This is a genomic window from Drouetiella sp. (assembly GCF_059504425.1).
Window position 1 is genome coordinate 75,778 of record NZ_JCACIN010000004.1, and the last position, 16,339, is coordinate 92,116.

At 51.6% G+C, this 16,339-nt stretch carries 15 protein-coding genes; 4 read left to right on the top strand and 11 right to left on the bottom strand.

From position 1 onward, the window contains the following. Positions 1–119: 119 nt before the first annotated feature. The 3 genes from argZ to AC5JMP_RS01630 all read right to left on the bottom strand — a co-directional run bounded on the left by argZ (position 120) and on the right by AC5JMP_RS01630 (position 5,123). A complete protein-coding gene (argZ, locus tag AC5JMP_RS01620; RefSeq protein WP_495849671.1) occupies positions 120–2,246 on the bottom strand; it encodes a bifunctional arginine dihydrolase/ornithine cyclodeaminase in 2,127 nt (708 codons plus the stop codon). Between the two features lie 383 nt (positions 2,247–2,629). Further along, positions 2,630–3,586, bottom strand: coding sequence for an alpha-E domain-containing protein (locus AC5JMP_RS01625; protein WP_495849672.1), 957 nt, complete (start codon positions 3,584–3,586; stop codon positions 2,630–2,632). A 31-nt stretch (positions 3,587–3,617) separates the two neighbouring features. Further along, positions 3,618–5,123 (bottom strand): circularly permuted type 2 ATP-grasp protein, encoded by a 1,506-nt coding sequence (locus AC5JMP_RS01630; protein ID WP_495849673.1) that lies wholly within the window; start codon positions 5,121–5,123, stop codon positions 3,618–3,620. 471 nt (positions 5,124–5,594) lie between these two features. On the opposite strand from AC5JMP_RS01630, the gene AC5JMP_RS01635 reads away from it, so the two are divergent. After that, positions 5,595–6,254 (top strand): ABC transporter permease, encoded by a 660-nt coding sequence (locus tag AC5JMP_RS01635; RefSeq protein WP_495849674.1) that lies wholly within the window; start codon positions 5,595–5,597, stop codon positions 6,252–6,254. 9 nt (positions 6,255–6,263) lie between these two features. On the opposite strand, the gene AC5JMP_RS01640 is transcribed toward AC5JMP_RS01635, so the two are convergent. The 4 genes from AC5JMP_RS01640 to AC5JMP_RS01655 all read right to left on the bottom strand — a co-directional run bounded on the left by AC5JMP_RS01640 (position 6,264) and on the right by AC5JMP_RS01655 (position 11,384). Next, positions 6,264–6,902 carry an ABC transporter permease gene (locus tag AC5JMP_RS01640; protein ID WP_495849675.1) on the bottom strand — a complete coding sequence of 213 codons (639 nt, stop codon included), beginning with the start codon at positions 6,900–6,902 and terminating at the stop codon, positions 6,264–6,266. After that, the gene (locus tag AC5JMP_RS01645; RefSeq protein WP_495849676.1) at positions 6,903–9,287 is read right to left on the bottom strand and encodes a transglycosylase domain-containing protein; all 2,385 of its coding nucleotides are present in this window, start codon (positions 9,285–9,287) and stop codon (positions 6,903–6,905) included. It lies immediately after the preceding gene. A gap of 235 nt (positions 9,288–9,522) precedes the next feature. Continuing rightward, positions 9,523–10,605, bottom strand: coding sequence for a chlorophyll synthase ChlG (gene chlG / locus AC5JMP_RS01650; RefSeq protein ID WP_495849677.1), 1,083 nt, complete (start codon positions 10,603–10,605; stop codon positions 9,523–9,525). Between the two features lie 200 nt (positions 10,606–10,805). Then, a complete protein-coding gene (locus AC5JMP_RS01655; RefSeq protein ID WP_495849678.1) occupies positions 10,806–11,384 on the bottom strand; it encodes a GNAT family N-acetyltransferase in 579 nt (192 codons plus the stop codon). Positions 11,385–11,494: 110 nt separating this feature from the next. Between AC5JMP_RS01655 and AC5JMP_RS01660 the strand changes: the two genes are divergently transcribed. From AC5JMP_RS01660 to AC5JMP_RS01670, 3 genes are all read left to right on the top strand, one after another. Next, positions 11,495–12,433 (top strand): alpha/beta fold hydrolase, encoded by a 939-nt coding sequence (locus AC5JMP_RS01660; RefSeq protein WP_495849679.1) that lies wholly within the window; start codon positions 11,495–11,497, stop codon positions 12,431–12,433. 61 nt (positions 12,434–12,494) lie between these two features. After that, the gene (gene thrB / locus AC5JMP_RS01665) at positions 12,495–13,478 is read left to right on the top strand and encodes a homoserine kinase (protein ID WP_495849680.1); all 984 of its coding nucleotides are present in this window, start codon (positions 12,495–12,497) and stop codon (positions 13,476–13,478) included. Between the two features lie 262 nt (positions 13,479–13,740). Next, a complete protein-coding gene (locus tag AC5JMP_RS01670; protein WP_495849681.1) occupies positions 13,741–14,325 on the top strand; it encodes a DUF1802 family protein in 585 nt (194 codons plus the stop codon). Here the strand turns inward: AC5JMP_RS01670 and AC5JMP_RS01675 are convergent. The 4 genes from AC5JMP_RS01675 to AC5JMP_RS01690 all read right to left on the bottom strand — a co-directional run. After that, positions 14,315–14,443, bottom strand: coding sequence for a hypothetical protein (locus AC5JMP_RS01675; RefSeq protein WP_495849682.1), 129 nt, complete (start codon positions 14,441–14,443; stop codon positions 14,315–14,317). The two genes, AC5JMP_RS01670 and AC5JMP_RS01675, sit on opposite strands and share 11 nt — an antisense overlap. A gap of 30 nt (positions 14,444–14,473) precedes the next feature. After that, on the bottom strand, positions 14,474–14,941 hold the full coding sequence (locus tag AC5JMP_RS01680) for an ASCH domain-containing protein (protein ID WP_495849683.1): 468 nt from the start codon (positions 14,939–14,941) through the stop codon (positions 14,474–14,476). A 309-nt stretch (positions 14,942–15,250) separates the two neighbouring features. Beyond that, positions 15,251–15,847 carry a Uma2 family endonuclease gene (locus tag AC5JMP_RS01685; protein ID WP_495849684.1) on the bottom strand — a complete coding sequence of 199 codons (597 nt, stop codon included), beginning with the start codon at positions 15,845–15,847 and terminating at the stop codon, positions 15,251–15,253. 286 nt (positions 15,848–16,133) lie between these two features. Further along, the coding region (locus tag AC5JMP_RS01690; protein WP_495849685.1) for a hypothetical protein at positions 16,134–16,339 on the bottom strand (206 nt) is incomplete at its 5' end.

The window sequence follows — 16,339 nt, forward strand, 5'->3', positions numbered from 1 at the left end:
CAATTTGCTTAGGACATTTTTAGTGGAGCGCGAAGCGCTCCACTAAAAATGTCCCCGTCCTAACCGCCTTGGCGGTTGCTACACATAACCTCGTTTACACGCCAGAAGAGTTCAAAGATCTAAACCTTCTGAACCACCTTATAAGCGCTAGTCAGCCGACCCAACTGCTGCACCAGCATACTCAAGAACAGACCCACATCCGTCACCACGCCGATCGACTCTACAGAACCGCGATCGCTTAGCTTCGTGACAACCGCCGGATTAATATCCACGCAAACCATCTTCACACCTGCCGGAGTCATGTTGCCCACGCCAATCGAGTGCAGCATTGAGGATAGCATCAGGATCAGATCGGCTCCTTCAATCAGCCTTGCATAGTCTTCCTGCGCTTCAATCAGGTTCATCTTGGTGTCGGGTAGGGGACCATCATCTCGGATGGAGCCAGCTAGCGAGAACGGCACATGATGCTTGACGCATTCATAGAAAATGCCGCTGGTTAACCCGCCTTGCTCGACCGCCTGAGCAATACTGCCATAGCGCCGAATCGTGTTGATTGCCTTGAGATGGTGGCGATGTCCGCCGCGCACAGAAACGCCGCGCTTCATGTCCATACCCAACGACGTGCCCATCATCGACTGCTCAATGTCGTGAACGGCGATCGCATTGCCGCCCAAGAGCGCCTGCACATAGCCCTCGCGGATCAGGTGCGACAGATGCTCTACGCCACCCGTGTGGATCACGACCGGGCCGCCTACGACTACAACCTTGCCACCCTGATCGCGAATCCGGCGCAAATCCCAGGCAATCTGCTCTACGACTAACTCTACCCGGCGTTCGCTGGAAACCCCAGAACCCATGAAGCCAAACTCCTTGTCCGCTCGGCTTTCGCGAGCTTCAGCCTTACGCACCGTGCGGATGCCCTCTACCCCGACAATCACCTTGTCGCCTTTCTTCAGGTCGCGGAGCAGTTTGCACTCGGCAATAAAGCTGGCAGAAGCCCCTGTAGGCAGGGGAGAAACGACGATCGCCCCATCCATTCGCTGATTTTGCACCCGCACCCACTGGCACTGAACCCGCACCTCAGTCGGATAAATAGTCGATACATAGAAGTCGTCAGGTGCTACGCCATCTTGCAAAACCAACTCTAGGGGGTTGTCACAGACTTCTTCGGGAGCGGCAACTGCACCCATGTCAATCAGCTGCGCCATGATATTTTCCATCACGTCGTGGGAAGGAGCCGTGACGCGAATATCAGCCGACGAGGTGCTTTGGCGGCGTTCGCCCAAATTAAAATTCAAGACCTGGAAAGTGCCCCCGCCTTCGACGATCAGATCCAGCGCGCGATTGATCAGCCCAGAATCCAGCAGATGCCCTGCAAGCTGAATCGTGCGAGTTTCGATCGTCGCCACCGCCTGATGCAGAGGCTCCAACGGCTCAGTCGTTCTCAGGGTCAAGCATTTTGCTGCTCCTCCAGCCTTGAGGAATTCTGTCAAAGGCGTTTCGATGATCTGAAATCCGGCTTCGCCAAGACGAGCTTTGAGATCTTCGCTGACCTTATTCATCACAATCAGGCGATCGATATTCACCGCATTACAGGCAAAGTTGACCGCGTCCGCTTCATCCACCGCGATCCGCTTGGCTTCGGGCACCCGCATTTCAATCATCCGGTTTGAGTAGGCATCAAAGGCAGGCGGGTAATACAGCAAATAACCTTCCGCCAAGGGACAAAAGCAGGTGTCTAGGTGATAGAACCGCTCATCCATCAGCCGCAGCGACAACACCTCAATATCCAGCCATTTTGCCAGATACGGATGAGAGTCTAGCTCTGATCGAAAGCCATAGCCCGCCCATAGCCAGCGACCCTCGCGGTCGAGCAGGGCATCTCCTGCCCCTTCAAACGGCAGATCCTTGGGCAGCACATGCACTGTGAATCCCTGATCTTCAAACCATTTCTGGAAAAACGGCTCTTCCCCCTGACGCTCTTTGTGGAAAAAGCGGCTCAACACCACCGTATTGTCCAAAACCAAACCTGCGTTGGCAGTAAACACCATGTCCGGAACGCCTTTTTCGGGCTGCACCAGATCAACCGTGGCGTTTTCCTTGAGAATATGAAAAAGTCCCGTCCATTGCTGAACGGCGCGATCGCGGGAGGATTTGTGGACGTTTCCCTCCATCCAGGGATTAATGACATAATCCACGTCGTAATGGTCGGGGGCACACATGAGAAAGCGAATTGAAGCACTCATAAGAAACCTAGTTGTGTCAGTGGAAGATAGATGCTGCGAGTTTGCAGACAATGTTTTATGGGAAGAGGCCAAGCTTCGGACTCTCGAATAATCGGCGTTGCTGAATGCAAAGATGATTTATCTCCTCCCCAGTCTTTTTCCCCAAGAAGAGAGCCAGATCTCTTGTTCTCTCCTTCTAGAAGAGGGCGAGGGCAGATTTTGCCATACCTCAATTCAGCCATTTCAGCCATTAAGGATAGATAAACCAACAAAGCCAAACTTCTATCTTATGACACCTTGCAGAAGCTTCTAGCAGTCTGTAACAGAGCGAACAGGTTTGTCAGCATCTAGTGACATGAGCTGAGCTTCGAGGCTTTGCTAATTTTGGGCAGAGTTCCGACTCATTAGCCCACAGGCTCTAACGCAAAGAAAGTTTCAAAAATCGATGCGCCGACGCAGTTGAGCTGAGTCTGGATGTGATCGAGAAACTCATGCAAGCCTTGCTGAATAATTTCTTCGATCGTGATGAAATCTAGCTCCGATCGCACCTTGCCTAGCGATCGCTCTGCCGAATTGTTCCAGCTTCCTAGAGTCGTGCTGCTAATCTCATGCATCGATCGCTCTGCCTGCAAAAGACAATAGGCGATCGAGCGGGGAAACTCGCGATCGAGTATCAGAAAATTGGCGATGCCGTCTGGGCTAATCAGCCGCTGGCGCTTGCGATACATTTCGTAGCCGCTAGCCGACTTGAGCAGGGCAATCCACTGAAGCTCATCCAGAGCCGTCCCCACATCGCTGGGGGACGGCAGCAAAATGAAATACTTCACGTCGAGAATCCGCGCCGTTTTGTCTGCTCGTTCCAAGAGCCGTCCGACGCGCCCGAAGTGCCAGCCCTCGTTGTGCGACATGGTGGCATCCATCACTCCTGCAAACAGGTGGCTGGCGGTTTTTACCTCTGCGAAAAAGCTGGGCAACTGCGTTAAGGTCAGGTGTCGCTGCTGCGAAGCCTCTTTCACCATTAGATAGAATAGGTTGACCTGCTCCCACATCTCTGAAGAGATGACTTCGCGCACCGATCGCGCATTCTCCCTAGCGGCAGTCAGACAAGACAAAATCGAGTTGGGATACGCCTGATCGAACGTGAGAAACTGGATGACGTTATCGGCAGTCGCGTCACCATAGCGAGACTTGAAGAGAGGGCGATCGCCCGTCGTGGAAACGATCGGCTCCCACTGTTGGGTCATTACCGTGGGAGAATCTAGCAGTAGATTGAGGTTTACATCAATGAACCGCGCAATGTTTTCCGCTCGTTCCACATAGCGATTGAGCCAGTAAATAGAATGTGCAACACGGCTAAGCATGATTTAAGAATAGATAAATAACAAATAAAGCCTAGCTTTGAGACTGGTTTTGGCTCTGGTTTTGAGACTGGTTTTGAGACTGGTTTTGAGACTGACCTGGAACAGATTCAGCTACGACCCAAGTATCTTTGCTGCCCCCTCCCTGAGAAGAATTGACCACTAAAGAGCCTTTCTTCAACGCCACGCGGGTCAAGCCACCTGGATTGATATAGATTTCCTTGCCGTAGAGAATGTAGGGACGCAAATCGACATGGCAGCCATCAATCTGATTTTCAAATAGCGTCGGCACTCTAGAGAGATTCAGCGTGGGCTGGGCAATGTATTTTCGAGGATTGGCTCTGATGCGTCCAGCAAAATCTTCGCGCTCTGCCTGAGTTGCATGGGGGCCGACGAGCATACCATAGCCGCCTGACTCATCGGCTGATTTGACCACAAGTTTGTCTAGATTTGCCAACACATGGGACTGCTGATCGGCTTCCCAGCAGAGGTAAGTCGGCACATTTGCCAAGAGCTGATCCTCGCCTAAATAATACTTAATCATCTGCGGCACGTAGGCATAGATCACTTTATCGTCGGCAATACCTGTCCCCAGAGCGTTCGCTAGGGCAACCCGCCCAGCGCGGTAGACCTCCATCAGCCCTGGAATGCCCAGCAGCGAGTCAGGACGAAAAGCCACCGGATCGATAAAGTCATCGTCAATGCGGCGGTAGACGACATCAACGCGCTTCAGCCCTTTGGTGGTGCGCATTTGCAGGTAGCCGTCTACGATCGTCAAATCACGACCTTCCACCAGTTCTACGCCCATTTGCTGCGCCAGAAACGAATGCTCGAAGTAGGCAGAGTTATAGATTCCGGGGGTTAGCACGACCACTGTCGGGTCGGGAAAGCCTGTCGGAGCTAGATTTAACAGGGTTTCCAGCAGTTTACTGGCGTAGTCATCCACGGCTCGAATCGACATTTTGTTGAAGACCAGCGGAAAGGTCGTCTTCATAACGCGGCGGTTTTCCAGCACATAGGAAACGCCTGACGGGCAGCGCATATTGTCTTCTAGGACGTACCAAGCACCAGAGCGATCGCGCACCAGATCTGTTCCAGTGATATGACACCAAATGCCTTGAGGGGGTTTCAAACCTATGCAGGGCTTGAGAAATCCGGTTGCCGATTCCACTAGCTCGCGCGGAATGACTTTATCTTTGAGAATTTTTTGCTCGCCGTAAATATCGTCCAGAAACAGATTGAGCGCCTGAATCCGCTGCTTCAAGCCCTTTTCCAGAATCTCCCATTCCCGCAAGGGCAAAATCCGAGGAATAATGTCGAAAGGCAAAATCCGCTCAGTACCTTCATTGTCGCTGTAAACGTTAAAGGTGACTCCCACTTTGAACAGAGCATTTTGAGCCGCGTTCTGTCGCTGCTGCAATTCATTCATGGTGAGTCCGTTGATGCGCTCGATCAACACGGCGGCTTCGGGACGAGGCTCCCCCTTCGCCACAAACAGCTCATCGTAAAAATCACCGGGATCGTAATGCTGAAATTGCACGATGCAGCCTCGCTTCTAGCCTTTCACTTCTAATCTTTAGGATCAGCGTTTGAGTCCAAAATTGCAAACACACTGCCTTGCAAACGCACTGCCCATCAAACGCATTGCCTATCAATAGTCTCTCGCATTACCCCCTGACTGTAACTTAAGATACGAAACAAGAGCTGCACAGCATTAGACCCCTGCCCCAACAAAAAATCTGTCGAGTTTAAGCTTAAATTAGGTCTCAGTAGATCGCAAACCAATGCTCACACTCACGCTAGAAATACTTGTGTCTGATCCCCCTAAATCCCCCTTCAAAAGGGGGACTTTGAGTTCTGAAGCCCCCTTAAAAAGGGAGTTGGGGGGATCAAGTGTAAGCTTTGCGATCTACTGGATTTGTCTAGATAGGTTTATTTAGGCGATCGCACTCTCGACCCAACCGCTCCTCCAACCCAACCGCTCCCCAAGCATCATTTGCATCACAAACTCATGAGCTATATCCTCAAAAATCCTGGCATTGTCTGGAAACTGCTCCTAGAGCATCTGCAAATGACTAGCCTCACCCTCGTGATCGCCGTGCTGATCGCGCTGCCTTTGGCGCTGTTGGTGACTCGCTTTCGCTGGCTAAATGTCCCGATTCTGGGCACATTGGGAGTGCTGTATACTCTGCCTAGTCTGGCACTGATTATTTTGTTGATTCCCATTTTTGGGTTAAATCAGCGATCGGTGATTGTCGCAATGGTGATTTACACACAGGTGATTTTGGTACGCGGCTTAGTCGTGGGTCTACAGTCGATCGCCCCCGCAGTATTAGAGGCGGCTAGGGGCATGGGCATGAACCTCTGGCAACGCTGGTGGCAGGTGCAAGTGCCGCTGATTCTAGCCATCTTCTTGGCGAGTTTGCGGGTGGCAGCCATTGTGGCGATCGCCATTGCCGCAATCGGCGCCAAGTTTGGGGCAGGTGGGCTAGGAACGCTACTGTTTGAAGGCATTGCCCAATCAGGTCGCTATGACAAAATTTGGGCAGGGGCGATCGCCGTAGCGCTCCTAGCGTTCATCATCAATGGAGCGCTCCTAGCATTAGAGTGGGCGGCTAATCCAGCAAGACGGGTGCGCCGTATCTCCGCGAAAAATCTACCGCAGATCTAGCCCCAGCCCTCATCGAGGTGGCTGAAGCGATCGCTGTGCCGCGCTCAAACTCACTTCAGCCAAAAGCGCCAGAATCGCCACGGGAATAGCCCCGACCAGCAAGGTAGGGATATCATAGAGCGCAAATCCCCGCACGATGAAGCTGCCTAAGCCGCCCGCCCCAATAAACGCCGCCAAGGTAGCGCTGGCAATCACTTCAACTAGGGCAATTTTGACTCCGGCAATCACCACGGGCAGCGCCAAAGGAATTTCGACCTGACGCAAAACCTGCCCCGGACTCATGCCCATGCCAAAAGCCGCCTCACGGATCATCGGATCGATCGTGCGAAAGGCAACGTCAGTGTTGATCAGGATGGGCGGCATGACTAGCAGGGTGAGGGCGATCGCTGCTGACTGAAAGCTCAACCCAAAGTAGGGAATTGCCAGAAACAAGATTGCCAAGCTAGGAATGACGCGCAGGGCGTTAAAGCCGTTAATCAGGACGATGGAAGCTAGACGCGATCGAGCGCTCCAGAGTCCCAGAGGCAAGCCGACAAAAAGACCGATCGCTAAAGGAACCAAAACCAAAACCAAATGCTGCCGCAGCGCAGTTGAGACTTCAGCAAAGTTGCTGACCGCATATTCATAGGCCTGAATAAAAACATTCATTTAGGGAGAAGGAGAGGCTTCAGGCAAGATAAGTTGAGGCGGTTCAGGTTCAGTAGGCACTACGACTGGAGGAGGCTCAGAAATCGGTTCAGATGGAGGCTCAATCACGGGAGGCTCAGGAGCAGTCATGACGGGAGGCTCAGGCTCAGTAGGGACAGCGCTGGCAGGTGCCTCAGGTTCGACAGGCGCAGGTTCGGGCGCAGGTTCGGGCGCAGGCTCGCTGCTGCTAGAGCTAGGCTCTGAGGAGCCGCTGTAAGAATCATTGGAATAGCTGTCAGAATCGCTCCAACTGCGGCTTGGTTCTCCTTCCCCACTTTCGCGGCCAGGAGCGGTGTTAGTATCTGCATAAACACGACCCGGACGGACGGGTTCCGCCTTTATCGATCCATCTCGGTAGTCTACGTCATTCGGAATATCAGGGAATTCCTCCACCGGAATATCGCCCGTTAGCTTGCTCATATAGTCATACCAGGTGGCGGCAGCAGTGCTGCTGGCTCCATAGGTAGGGCTGCTATCATCATTACCTAGCCAGACACCCGTTACAAGCTGAGGAATGTAGCCCACAAACCACAAATCGCGCTTCTTTTCAGACGTGCCCGTTTTCCCAGCCACCGATCGATCGGGGAGAGCCGCCTCTCCGCCCGTACCGCCTTGCACTACGCCCTCTAGCATCCAGGTGGTGATTGCAGCGCTGTCAGCATCGATCGCCCGCTGCGGCTTAAAGTCTGCCTGGTAAATCACCTTGCCAAATCGGTTAAGAATACGCGTTACCGCATGAACTTCTACGTGATTGCCTTTGTTTGCCAGGGTGCCATAGGCGCTGGTTAGCTCCAGCAGATTCACCTCAGAGCTACCTAGCGCCAGAGAGTAGGCCGGCAACAGCTTCGACTTGATGCCCATCCGCTGCGCCATTTTGACCACAGGCGTAAACCCGACATCTACCAGGGTCTTGACCGCCACGATGTTAATCGAAGAAGTCAAAGCATCCTTCATGCTGACCGAGCCACGATAGTTTTTGCCATAGTTGCGCGGCTCATAGCCGTCCACAATATATTTGGCATCAATGTAGCCGCGATAGGGGGAGAAGCCTGCTGCAACCGCCGTTGCATAGACAAATGCCTTAAACGTAGAACCGGGCTGACGTTGGGCTTGGGTGGCTCGGTTAAACTGGCTCTTGCCAAAGTCATCTCCCCCCACCAGCGCCTTGATTTCACCGTTGCGCGGATCGACAGATGCCAGAGAGGCTTGCTCAAACCCTTCACTCGCGCCGTAATAGGCGATCGCATTTTTCACGACCGCCTGAGCCTGTTTTTGCCACTTCAGGTTCAGCGTTGTTTCCACCGTCAAGCCGCCCACCTCTAGCTCATCTTTGGAGACTAAACGCGGCAACTGCTGCTGCACGTAGGACGTAAAATAGGGCACCGGACTCGTCGTATTTTTGACTGCACCCGGCTTGAGTTTGATGGGAGTGGCGATCGCGGCATTGCCTTCAGCCTCGGTGATGAAGCCCACATCAATCATCCGCTTCAGCACTACGTCCCGGCGCTCACGGGCAAATTCTAGATTGACGAGCGGAGAATAGGCGCTAGGAGCCGGAGCCATGCCCGCAATTAATGCCATCTCTCCTAACGTCAACTTATTGACAGGCTTGCTAAAGAAAATCCAGGCGGCATCGGCAACCCCGTAAGCCCCTGAACCCAGATACACCAAGTTAAGATATTGCTCTAGAATCTGCTTTTTATCTAGCTCTGACTCCATTTTTTGCGCCAGCAGCGCCTCCCGCACTTTGCGTCCCAGACTGCGCTGCTGGTCGAGGAAGACAATTCGGGCAAGCTGTTGAGTAATCGTGCTGCCGCCTTCCTTGACCTGCCCAGACATGACGTTGGCGAGAGAAGCACGGACGATCGCCACATAATCCACCCCTGTGTGCTGATAAAAGCCCTGATCTTCTGAGGCTACAAAAGCTTCCGGTAAGTGGGGCGGCATTTGGGTAATCGTCACTTTCTGACGAGTTGCCGAGCCAATCTGCTGCAACACCGTACCGTCAGAAGATTTGAGCGTCAGCGAGCCAGCACGGGTGTAAGTCAGGACATCCTTCATGTCAGGCAGGTCTTTTTCAAGGGCAGTGAGGCGGTTGACGCTAGCGATCGCCAACCCCCCTGTCCCCAGAGCTAGACCCACAATTCCCCATGCCCACCAGGTTTGATAGATCGCTCGGCGAGGTGGTTTTGCGCCGTTGGGCGAGGTTTTGCGCCTTCTACGAGGCGCTGTTGCAGTGACTTTTTCCAAAATCGTGAATTCAGGAGTTTTGGAATCAGTTTTGCCATTACGGTCATGCGATGGATGTCCAGCAGTCCTATTCGATTTGTCCTGTCTGCTAGACATAGCTCTGAACCTGGCAAGAAAATCAGTCACGGTACTTCCTCACAAACCACCACAGATAGAACGTTGTTCTTACTGGCAGATACCAAGGGCAAGTTGGCAATTGCTATTTAGACTGTCTATGAACAGCTTAGCTTTAGCTTTATTTAACTTCACCTAAACTTAGTCTTTTTTGAGGCAAAGTACAAGGCAGTGTTGCGAAATACGCTTTGTATGCCGCTGTGCATGCCGCTTAACTCTACACGCCTGCGTGACCCAGCGCCAGAGCTGTTACTAGCATTCCCAACACCAAAAAAGGCTGAGCGCTTGCCTGATATTTCACATCATTTTTGAGCGGGTCGCGCAGGAAATACATATCCTGAAACGTAATCTGGGGGACAATTAGCAGCACCAGCAGTACAGCAGAGAGATTCTGATGGATATTGACTAAGAATGCCGCGATACCCGACTGAAAGATGTCAATCATCAGTACACAAATCCAGGCGGCTGTGCCCACACCAAACATAACGGGCAGAGAATCTAGACCCAGCTGGCGATCGCCCTCCACACTTTTGAAGTCATTCACCACCGCAATGCCCAAACCCGCCATGCTGTAGAACAGCGTCAAGACAACGATCGTGGTGTTGAGTTCTCCAAACAGCGCATGACCCGCCCACCAGGGCAAAGCAATATAGCTGGCTCCCAAGGCGTAGTTGCCCAACCAGCCGTTTTGCTTGAGTTTCAGCGGCGGAGCGGAATAGATGTAGGACAGCAGCGAGCCGCCAAGCGCCAGTGCCGTAATGGTCGGGAAGCTGTGACCTGCCCACCGATCGAGCGCAAAGGCAATACCAAGACCCGCAAACAGCAGCACCAAAATTTGCGCTGTCACCTGCGGGATGGAAATCGCGCCAGAGGGAATCGGGCGGTAAGGTTCGTTAATGGCATCAATGTCGCGATCGTAAAAGTCGTTCATGGTTTGGGTGTAGCCCGTCAGCAAAGGCCCAGACAGCAGCATACAGGCGGCGGCAATTAGGGTGTTTTCTAGCGTCCAGGTGTAGTTTCCTGAAGAAGCTGCGCCACATACCACGCCCCAAATCAGCGGAATCCAGGTAATGGGCTTCATCAACTGCAAGCGGATTTTCCAGATGGAAGTCTCGCCGGATTGCGCCCCCTTCATGCCCAGAAGCTGTCGGGTTTTGGCATTGCGATCGCTTGCACTGAGAGAATCGCTTGCACTGAGAGAATCGCCTGCACTGACAGATCCGTCGGCAGGGACGCTGGCAGCTTCGGAGGGCACCAAAGGAATTTCCGGTTCAGGCGAGGGAGTCATAGGCTCAGACATGACGGCTTAGTTTAGAGAGACTTGAAGAAACTGGGTTGATAAAACACAGAACCGCCTTCTAGCCTAGCGTCTCTTGCGAAACTGCGGGAAGGCGATCGCTGCCATATTTCGGTGATGTTCTGGATGTAGAGCTGTCGCCAGCTTGCTTAGGACATTTAGGGTGGGGCGCGGAGCGCCCCTTTCAAAAAATCAACAACACATCAACAATATATTGGAGACATTACCCCATATTTCACGGCTTGACGCTGGCTAACGTTGGGCAACTGCTGCTCTGTGAAAGAAAATGCTCTTTCAAACTGCAATCCAACCTTCTGCATTACCCGAATGGAAGCCAGGTTTTCGGCAAGCGCCCAGACTACTACTCGCTGCACCTGAAGCTCTGTGAAGCCCTTGTGAATCAGCGCCTTTGAGCCTTCGGTGCCATAGCCTTTGCCCCAGGCTCCTTGCCGCAGTCGATAGCCCAGAGCAATTTCCCCTGGCGTAACCAGATTTAATTCAACCGCAAACTGATTTTCGATCGCCGGATAAAAATGAAACCAGCCGATAAATTCCTGACTCATCTTTTCATCAACTGCCCAAAACCCAAAGTGTGGATATTTGGCGTAGTAGCTCAGAATTTTGGGCAGAAGTTGATTTTGAATCACCTCGGTCGGGGTTGGGGTGCCGCCGTTAATAAAGCGCATCACCTGGCGATCGCTATCCAGTAACACGAGATTCTCAACATCGGCAGAGGTAAACTGCCGCAAAATTAAGCGCTCTGTCTCCAGGAAAATGTTCATGGCTTCATCATGGCTTCAGAAAAAGATAGTTTCAAGGAAAAGTATGTTCTCGACCATCACAGCCATGTACCCTAGTAGTGAATTAGAGTTTGCTCTGGGTTAAAGCTGAGATGATTTCTACCGACGGCTCTGCTGCTGGCACAATTCGAGAATTTCAGTGGAATTGGCAAAAAAAGCCTGTCACCGTTGCCTATGAAACCTTTGGGACGGGTAAGCCGATTTTGCTTCTGCCCGCCCTCAGCAGCGTTTCTAGCCGCAGCGAAATGTACGGCTTAGCTGGGCAGTTGGCGCAATACTACCAGGTTGTGATTCCTGACTGGGTGGGGTTTGGACAATCCGATCGCCCTGCATTTGACTATCGCCCTGCGCTCTATCACAACTTCCTGAAAGACTTTATCCAGTCTGTTTTTACAGAACCTGTAGTCATCATTGCGGCTGGACATGCGGCGGGATATGCCATGCAGATGGTGGCGGGCGCGCAACGGGGCGTGGTGCTGCCCGTCTCCTGGATTGTGCTGGTGGCTCCTACTTGGCGGGGACCTCTGCCGACAGCAATGGGCGATCATCGTAAAAGCTACAGCGTTCTGCGTTTTCTGATTCGCCTGCCGCTGCTAGGGCAGTTTCTCTATTGGCTCAACACCCTGCCGCCCATATTAGGCTGGATGTATGGTCGGCATGTGGTGGGCGATCGCGCTCATCTGACGCCAGCGCTGATGGCTCAAAAATGGCGCACGACCCAAAAGCGGGGAGCCAGGTTTGCTTCGGCGGCTTTTGTGACAGGGGCACTTGATCCAGTCCATCGCCGCAAGCATTTCTTTGAGTATTTCCAGCCGCCGCTGGCGGTGCCCGTACTGGTGGTGATTGGGGAGCAAACGCCGCCTAAGTCTCTAGAGGAAATGGAAATGCTGGTGCATTTTTCTGGAGTGGGGTTGCAGGTTTATCGGATGCCCGGTTCTCTGGGTCTGCACGAGGAATATCCAGAGCATTTGGCAGCCGGAATTTTGCCATTCCTCAAAAAATACTTGTCAGGTTCGGGGGTGAGGTTCTAAACTTCGACTTGCCCCAATTGCTTCTCTCTAAACCTGATATTTCTTGAACTGAACCGCCGCTATGCGATCGCCCACCCTCACCGTTACCGTTCCCGCCACAACTGCCAACTTGGGTGCAGGGTTTGATTGCCTAGGAGCCGCCCTAAGCTTGCACAACCAGTTCGTGTTTTCGCACTTTGCTGGAGACCAGAAGCGATCGAATCAGGAGCGATCGTTCGCAATTGAGGCAACGGGTTTAGAGGCAGAGCGAGTTGCTACCAACACAAGCAATTTGGCATATCAGGCGTTTCTCAAGCTATATCAGCAGATTGGGAAAACTCCTCCGCCAGTGCATTTAGAGATTGTGCTTCAGGTGCCGCTAGCAAGGGGGTTAGGCAGTTCGGCAACGGCGATCGTGGGGGGATTAGTCGGGGCAAATGCCCTAGCAGGATCGCCGCTATCGCTAGAACAGGTGATGGATCTGGCGATCGGACTAGAGGGACATCCAGATAACGTGGTTCCAGCTTTACTGGGCGGCTGTCGGCTGTCGGCATCGGCTGGGCGATCGGACGGGCGATCGGGGGGGCAATCAGGCGCAGGTCAGTCCTGGACAATTTGCGATATTCCCTGGCATGAAGAGGTGGTGCCTGTGATTGCTATTCCCAATTTTGAACTTTCCACGGCAGCAGCGCGGCAAGTTTTGCCTGCTCAGTACAGCCGTGCCGATGCCGTGTTTAACGTGGCTCATTTGGGAATGCTGCTGCGCGGTGTGCAGACGGGGCGATCGGACTGGCTCCGGACTGCTTTACAAGACCGGATTCATCAGCCCTATCGTCAGACTCTAATTCAAGGATTTGAGCAGGTGCAGACGGCAGCTTTGGATGCTGGGGCGCATGGATTGGTGATTAGTGGCTCTGGCCCGACCCTTTTGGCATTGACTCACCCTGACCAAATGGTGGCAGTAGAGACGGCAATGGCGGCGGCTTGGGTGGCTCAGGGCATTAGCGTCCAGACTCGAATTTTGGAGATTGATCTGGCAGGAGCCGTTGTTGAAGCGCACAGCTAATTTATTTTTGCCGTCCAGATGAGTTACAAAAGGTCACGCCAACTGCTAAGCTATTTTCTGGAAAAGGATATTTAAGTTTTGTAGCTATCCTTGAGCCTACCTGCCGATTTGGGAACGCGCAGTTTGGGTTTCTTCCAACTGTCTGATTGAGAGAGTAATGCTGACGTGAGAAGCAGCATTTGAGAGAACAAAGAAATTACAATAACGATCTGGGCTGACTCAACAATGGGTCAGCTTTTTTATCTAACCCGCGAGAGAAATCATGCCGCTTTTTCTCACCGCAGCCCTGAAAGAATGGGCGATCGCCGTGAATGCTTTGACCCGTGGCAGCACTATTTTGCTGTTGCGCAAAGGCGGCATTCGAGAACAGTCTTTTGCGATCGCCCATTCCCAAGTCTGGCTCTACCCGACCTACGAGCATCAGCAGCCCCGCCTACTAAAACCTGAATATGCCAGTCAGGTGGTGCCTATTGCGTCGGGCTGGCATCCTGAAACGGTGCCGATTCAGTCTTGGGCAGAGATTACCCATACTTTTGAAGTGAGCGAGGCGGAGGCGATCGCTTCTCTGTTGCCGTTCCATGTTTGGAATGAGGCATTTGTCTCAGAACGGCTAAAGTGGAAAGCGCGATCGCCCCTCTCGTTGCTGCTGCTGAGGGTTTATGCTTTGCCCCAGCCTCAATCCATTCTCTATCGTCCTGATTATGGCGGCTGCAAGTCTTGGATTGATTTGCAAGCTGAACTTTTGCCAGAGGTGGCGAAACCTGTATTGACCGATGAAGAATATTGGGAGCAAGTGGAAGCGATCGCTTCAATTGTTTCCTCATTCACTCAAGAAACTATCCCTTGAAGCTGATTGGCAAGGAGTAGCCGCGATCGCACTTAAAACCTGCTGCAATAGCATTGTGATTCACTCCGCAAATAATTTTTGCGTCATCCTCGATCGACTCTCGACAGTCGATGTGCATAGGAGTTGTGAGTCCGCACTGCACCAATAGTTACTGCCTATACACGACATGAAAACGCTCGCAAACTAAAAGCATCTCAGGGGTTGGCTTCTTAGCAATTTTAGGTAATATTCGCCAGAAGAACTTCCAATGTTCCTCTCTCCAAGATTCTAAGGAACGATCGTCCTCACCTTCTTCATAAGCAAACTTGGTGTCCACTTCATTAAATGCTCGGATTACCACTTCCGTTGTTTCAATAATGCAAAGTGGGTTGTCATTCCCATCAAGCACAATAGATTTTGATCCCACTTTAGGAAGCTCGCTTCCCTCTGCTTCCCATTCCCATAAAGCTGAACAGGTTGCAGTTTTAACTCCTTTTAAGATTAAATTTCCCAGTTCATCTGCCATTTCAGAGTGATCGCCAAATTGACCCGCGTCATAAGTTTCGACACTGGATGCAGCATTTGGAAGCGTCGCTAAATAGGCTTGCCAGTATTGTTCTAATTGCTCTTTGTTCATAGGGCTTTAATCCAAATCATCTTTCCTATTTTTTGGATACACTACTAACTCAACAGCAAGCTCAACCCACCAAGAATTCCAATGCATACTTTACCAAGAATCAAGACTTGCTTGAGCATTATAGCCCTACGTAATTGAGTTAGGACGAGTTATTTTTTGAGAGCCGCGCGGAGCGCGGCTCTCAAAAAATAACTCATTGGATCTAAGCGCGTAGCGCTATACAACTCAACAAGCTATTCGTATCGCCCATTCTTTCAAAGACTGCCACTATTGCCATTATCCCAATCTGACGAATAGATCCCGTCTAATTTACTCAGATTCTGGTGGTAGATTTTCTGGCGTTAGAACAAGATTGCGGTAGACTTGCTCGATCGGAAAGCTGAGATTAATGCTTTTTAGTTCTATGAGATCTCCTGCCTTGTAATTAAGAATAATCCATTCGCCAGTATCTTTTTTGTGATACAGATCCATTTCAATGCGGGTGGAACTCACTAATAAATAATCTTGTAAGACGGGGTTGTTTCGATACATTCTGAACTTACCCCCTCGGTCATACGCCTCTGTACTCTCTGATAAAACCTCAACGATCAGACAGGGGTAAGTAAAATATTGAGACGTGTTTTTGTCTCGTTTGTCGCAAGTTACGCTAGCGTCTGGATAGGTGTAGCTATTGGTTTCGGCAATATTAACCTTGATATCAGAATTGCCTGTTATGCAACCGCTACTGTCTAAATGGGTGTCGAACAGGGCAGTGAGCCGGATAGCAATGCGACCATGATTTACACTGCCGCCGCCCATCGCATAGACTTGACCATCAATGTATTCATGCTTTTCTAGCTGCTTTTCTTCCCAGGCAAAGTATTCTTTGGGGGTGAGCTGTGGGAAGTTCTTTTTCACTGCAATCATTATGAGTCAGTTCCTAGTGAATCGGCAGGGCAGGGATAAGGGGAGGTTTTGACCCGATCGCCAGTTGGCAACCGCAATGCCTGATTTTGTAATTCTGGCAACGTCATCAGCCTTTCCCAGTAACTCCCTATCTATTGTAAATTGCCGCCCTGATTAATCTCAGAGCAGCCCTCATCAGGAACATTGAGAATTCTACGCGGAGCGGCATTAAAATTCTCATAAAAATGGTGCGTTTGCTTAGCTGCAATGCACCCTACGAGATTTGGGTACTAGGGTTGATGCGATGTCAATGTTGGTTGAGTTGACTGATCCATAGGTAATCTTTCAGAAACGCCTCATAGAATAACTCTAAATCGTAGTTCTCTGGAAAATCAACGCAGTACAACTGTTCGTTTGAGCGGCTGCCAATAACCTTTGCAATGCACCGAGATCTTTCAGCAGTCCGCTCCAAGCGAATTATGGGGGTACGGGGCTGAAATTGAGTAGTACACT

Bases quoted from the DNA above. Each gene is read 5' to 3' on its own strand.
- thrB (WP_495849680.1), top strand. From the start codon at position 12,495: ATGCGATCGCCCACCCTCACCGTTACCGTTCCCGCCACAACTGCCAAC.
- AC5JMP_RS01680 (WP_495849683.1), bottom strand. From the start codon at position 14,941: ATGAACAAAGAGCAATTAGAACAATACTGGCAAGCCTATTTAGCGACG.
- AC5JMP_RS01675 (WP_495849682.1), bottom strand. From the start codon at position 14,443: ATGCACATCGACTGTCGAGAGTCGATCGAGGATGACGCAAAAATTATT.
- AC5JMP_RS01625 (WP_495849672.1), bottom strand. From the start codon at position 3,586: ATGCTTAGCCGTGTTGCACATTCTATTTACTGGCTCAATCGCTATGTG.
- AC5JMP_RS01660 (WP_495849679.1), top strand. From the start codon at position 11,495: ATGATTTCTACCGACGGCTCTGCTGCTGGCACAATTCGAGAATTTCAG.
- AC5JMP_RS01645 (WP_495849676.1), bottom strand. From the start codon at position 9,287: ATGTCTAGCAGACAGGACAAATCGAATAGGACTGCTGGACATCCATCG.
- chlG (WP_495849677.1), bottom strand. From the start codon at position 10,605: ATGTCTGAGCCTATGACTCCCTCGCCTGAACCGGAAATTCCTTTGGTG.
- AC5JMP_RS01685 (WP_495849684.1), bottom strand. From the start codon at position 15,847: ATGATTGCAGTGAAAAAGAACTTCCCACAGCTCACCCCCAAAGAATAC.
- AC5JMP_RS01635 (WP_495849674.1), top strand. From the start codon at position 5,595: ATGAGCTATATCCTCAAAAATCCTGGCATTGTCTGGAAACTGCTCCTA.
- argZ (WP_495849671.1), bottom strand. From the start codon at position 2,246: ATGAGTGCTTCAATTCGCTTTCTCATGTGTGCCCCCGACCATTACGAC.
- AC5JMP_RS01655 (WP_495849678.1), bottom strand. From the start codon at position 11,384: ATGAACATTTTCCTGGAGACAGAGCGCTTAATTTTGCGGCAGTTTACC.
- AC5JMP_RS01640 (WP_495849675.1), bottom strand. From the start codon at position 6,902: ATGAATGTTTTTATTCAGGCCTATGAATATGCGGTCAGCAACTTTGCT.
- AC5JMP_RS01670 (WP_495849681.1), top strand. From the start codon at position 13,741: ATGCCGCTTTTTCTCACCGCAGCCCTGAAAGAATGGGCGATCGCCGTG.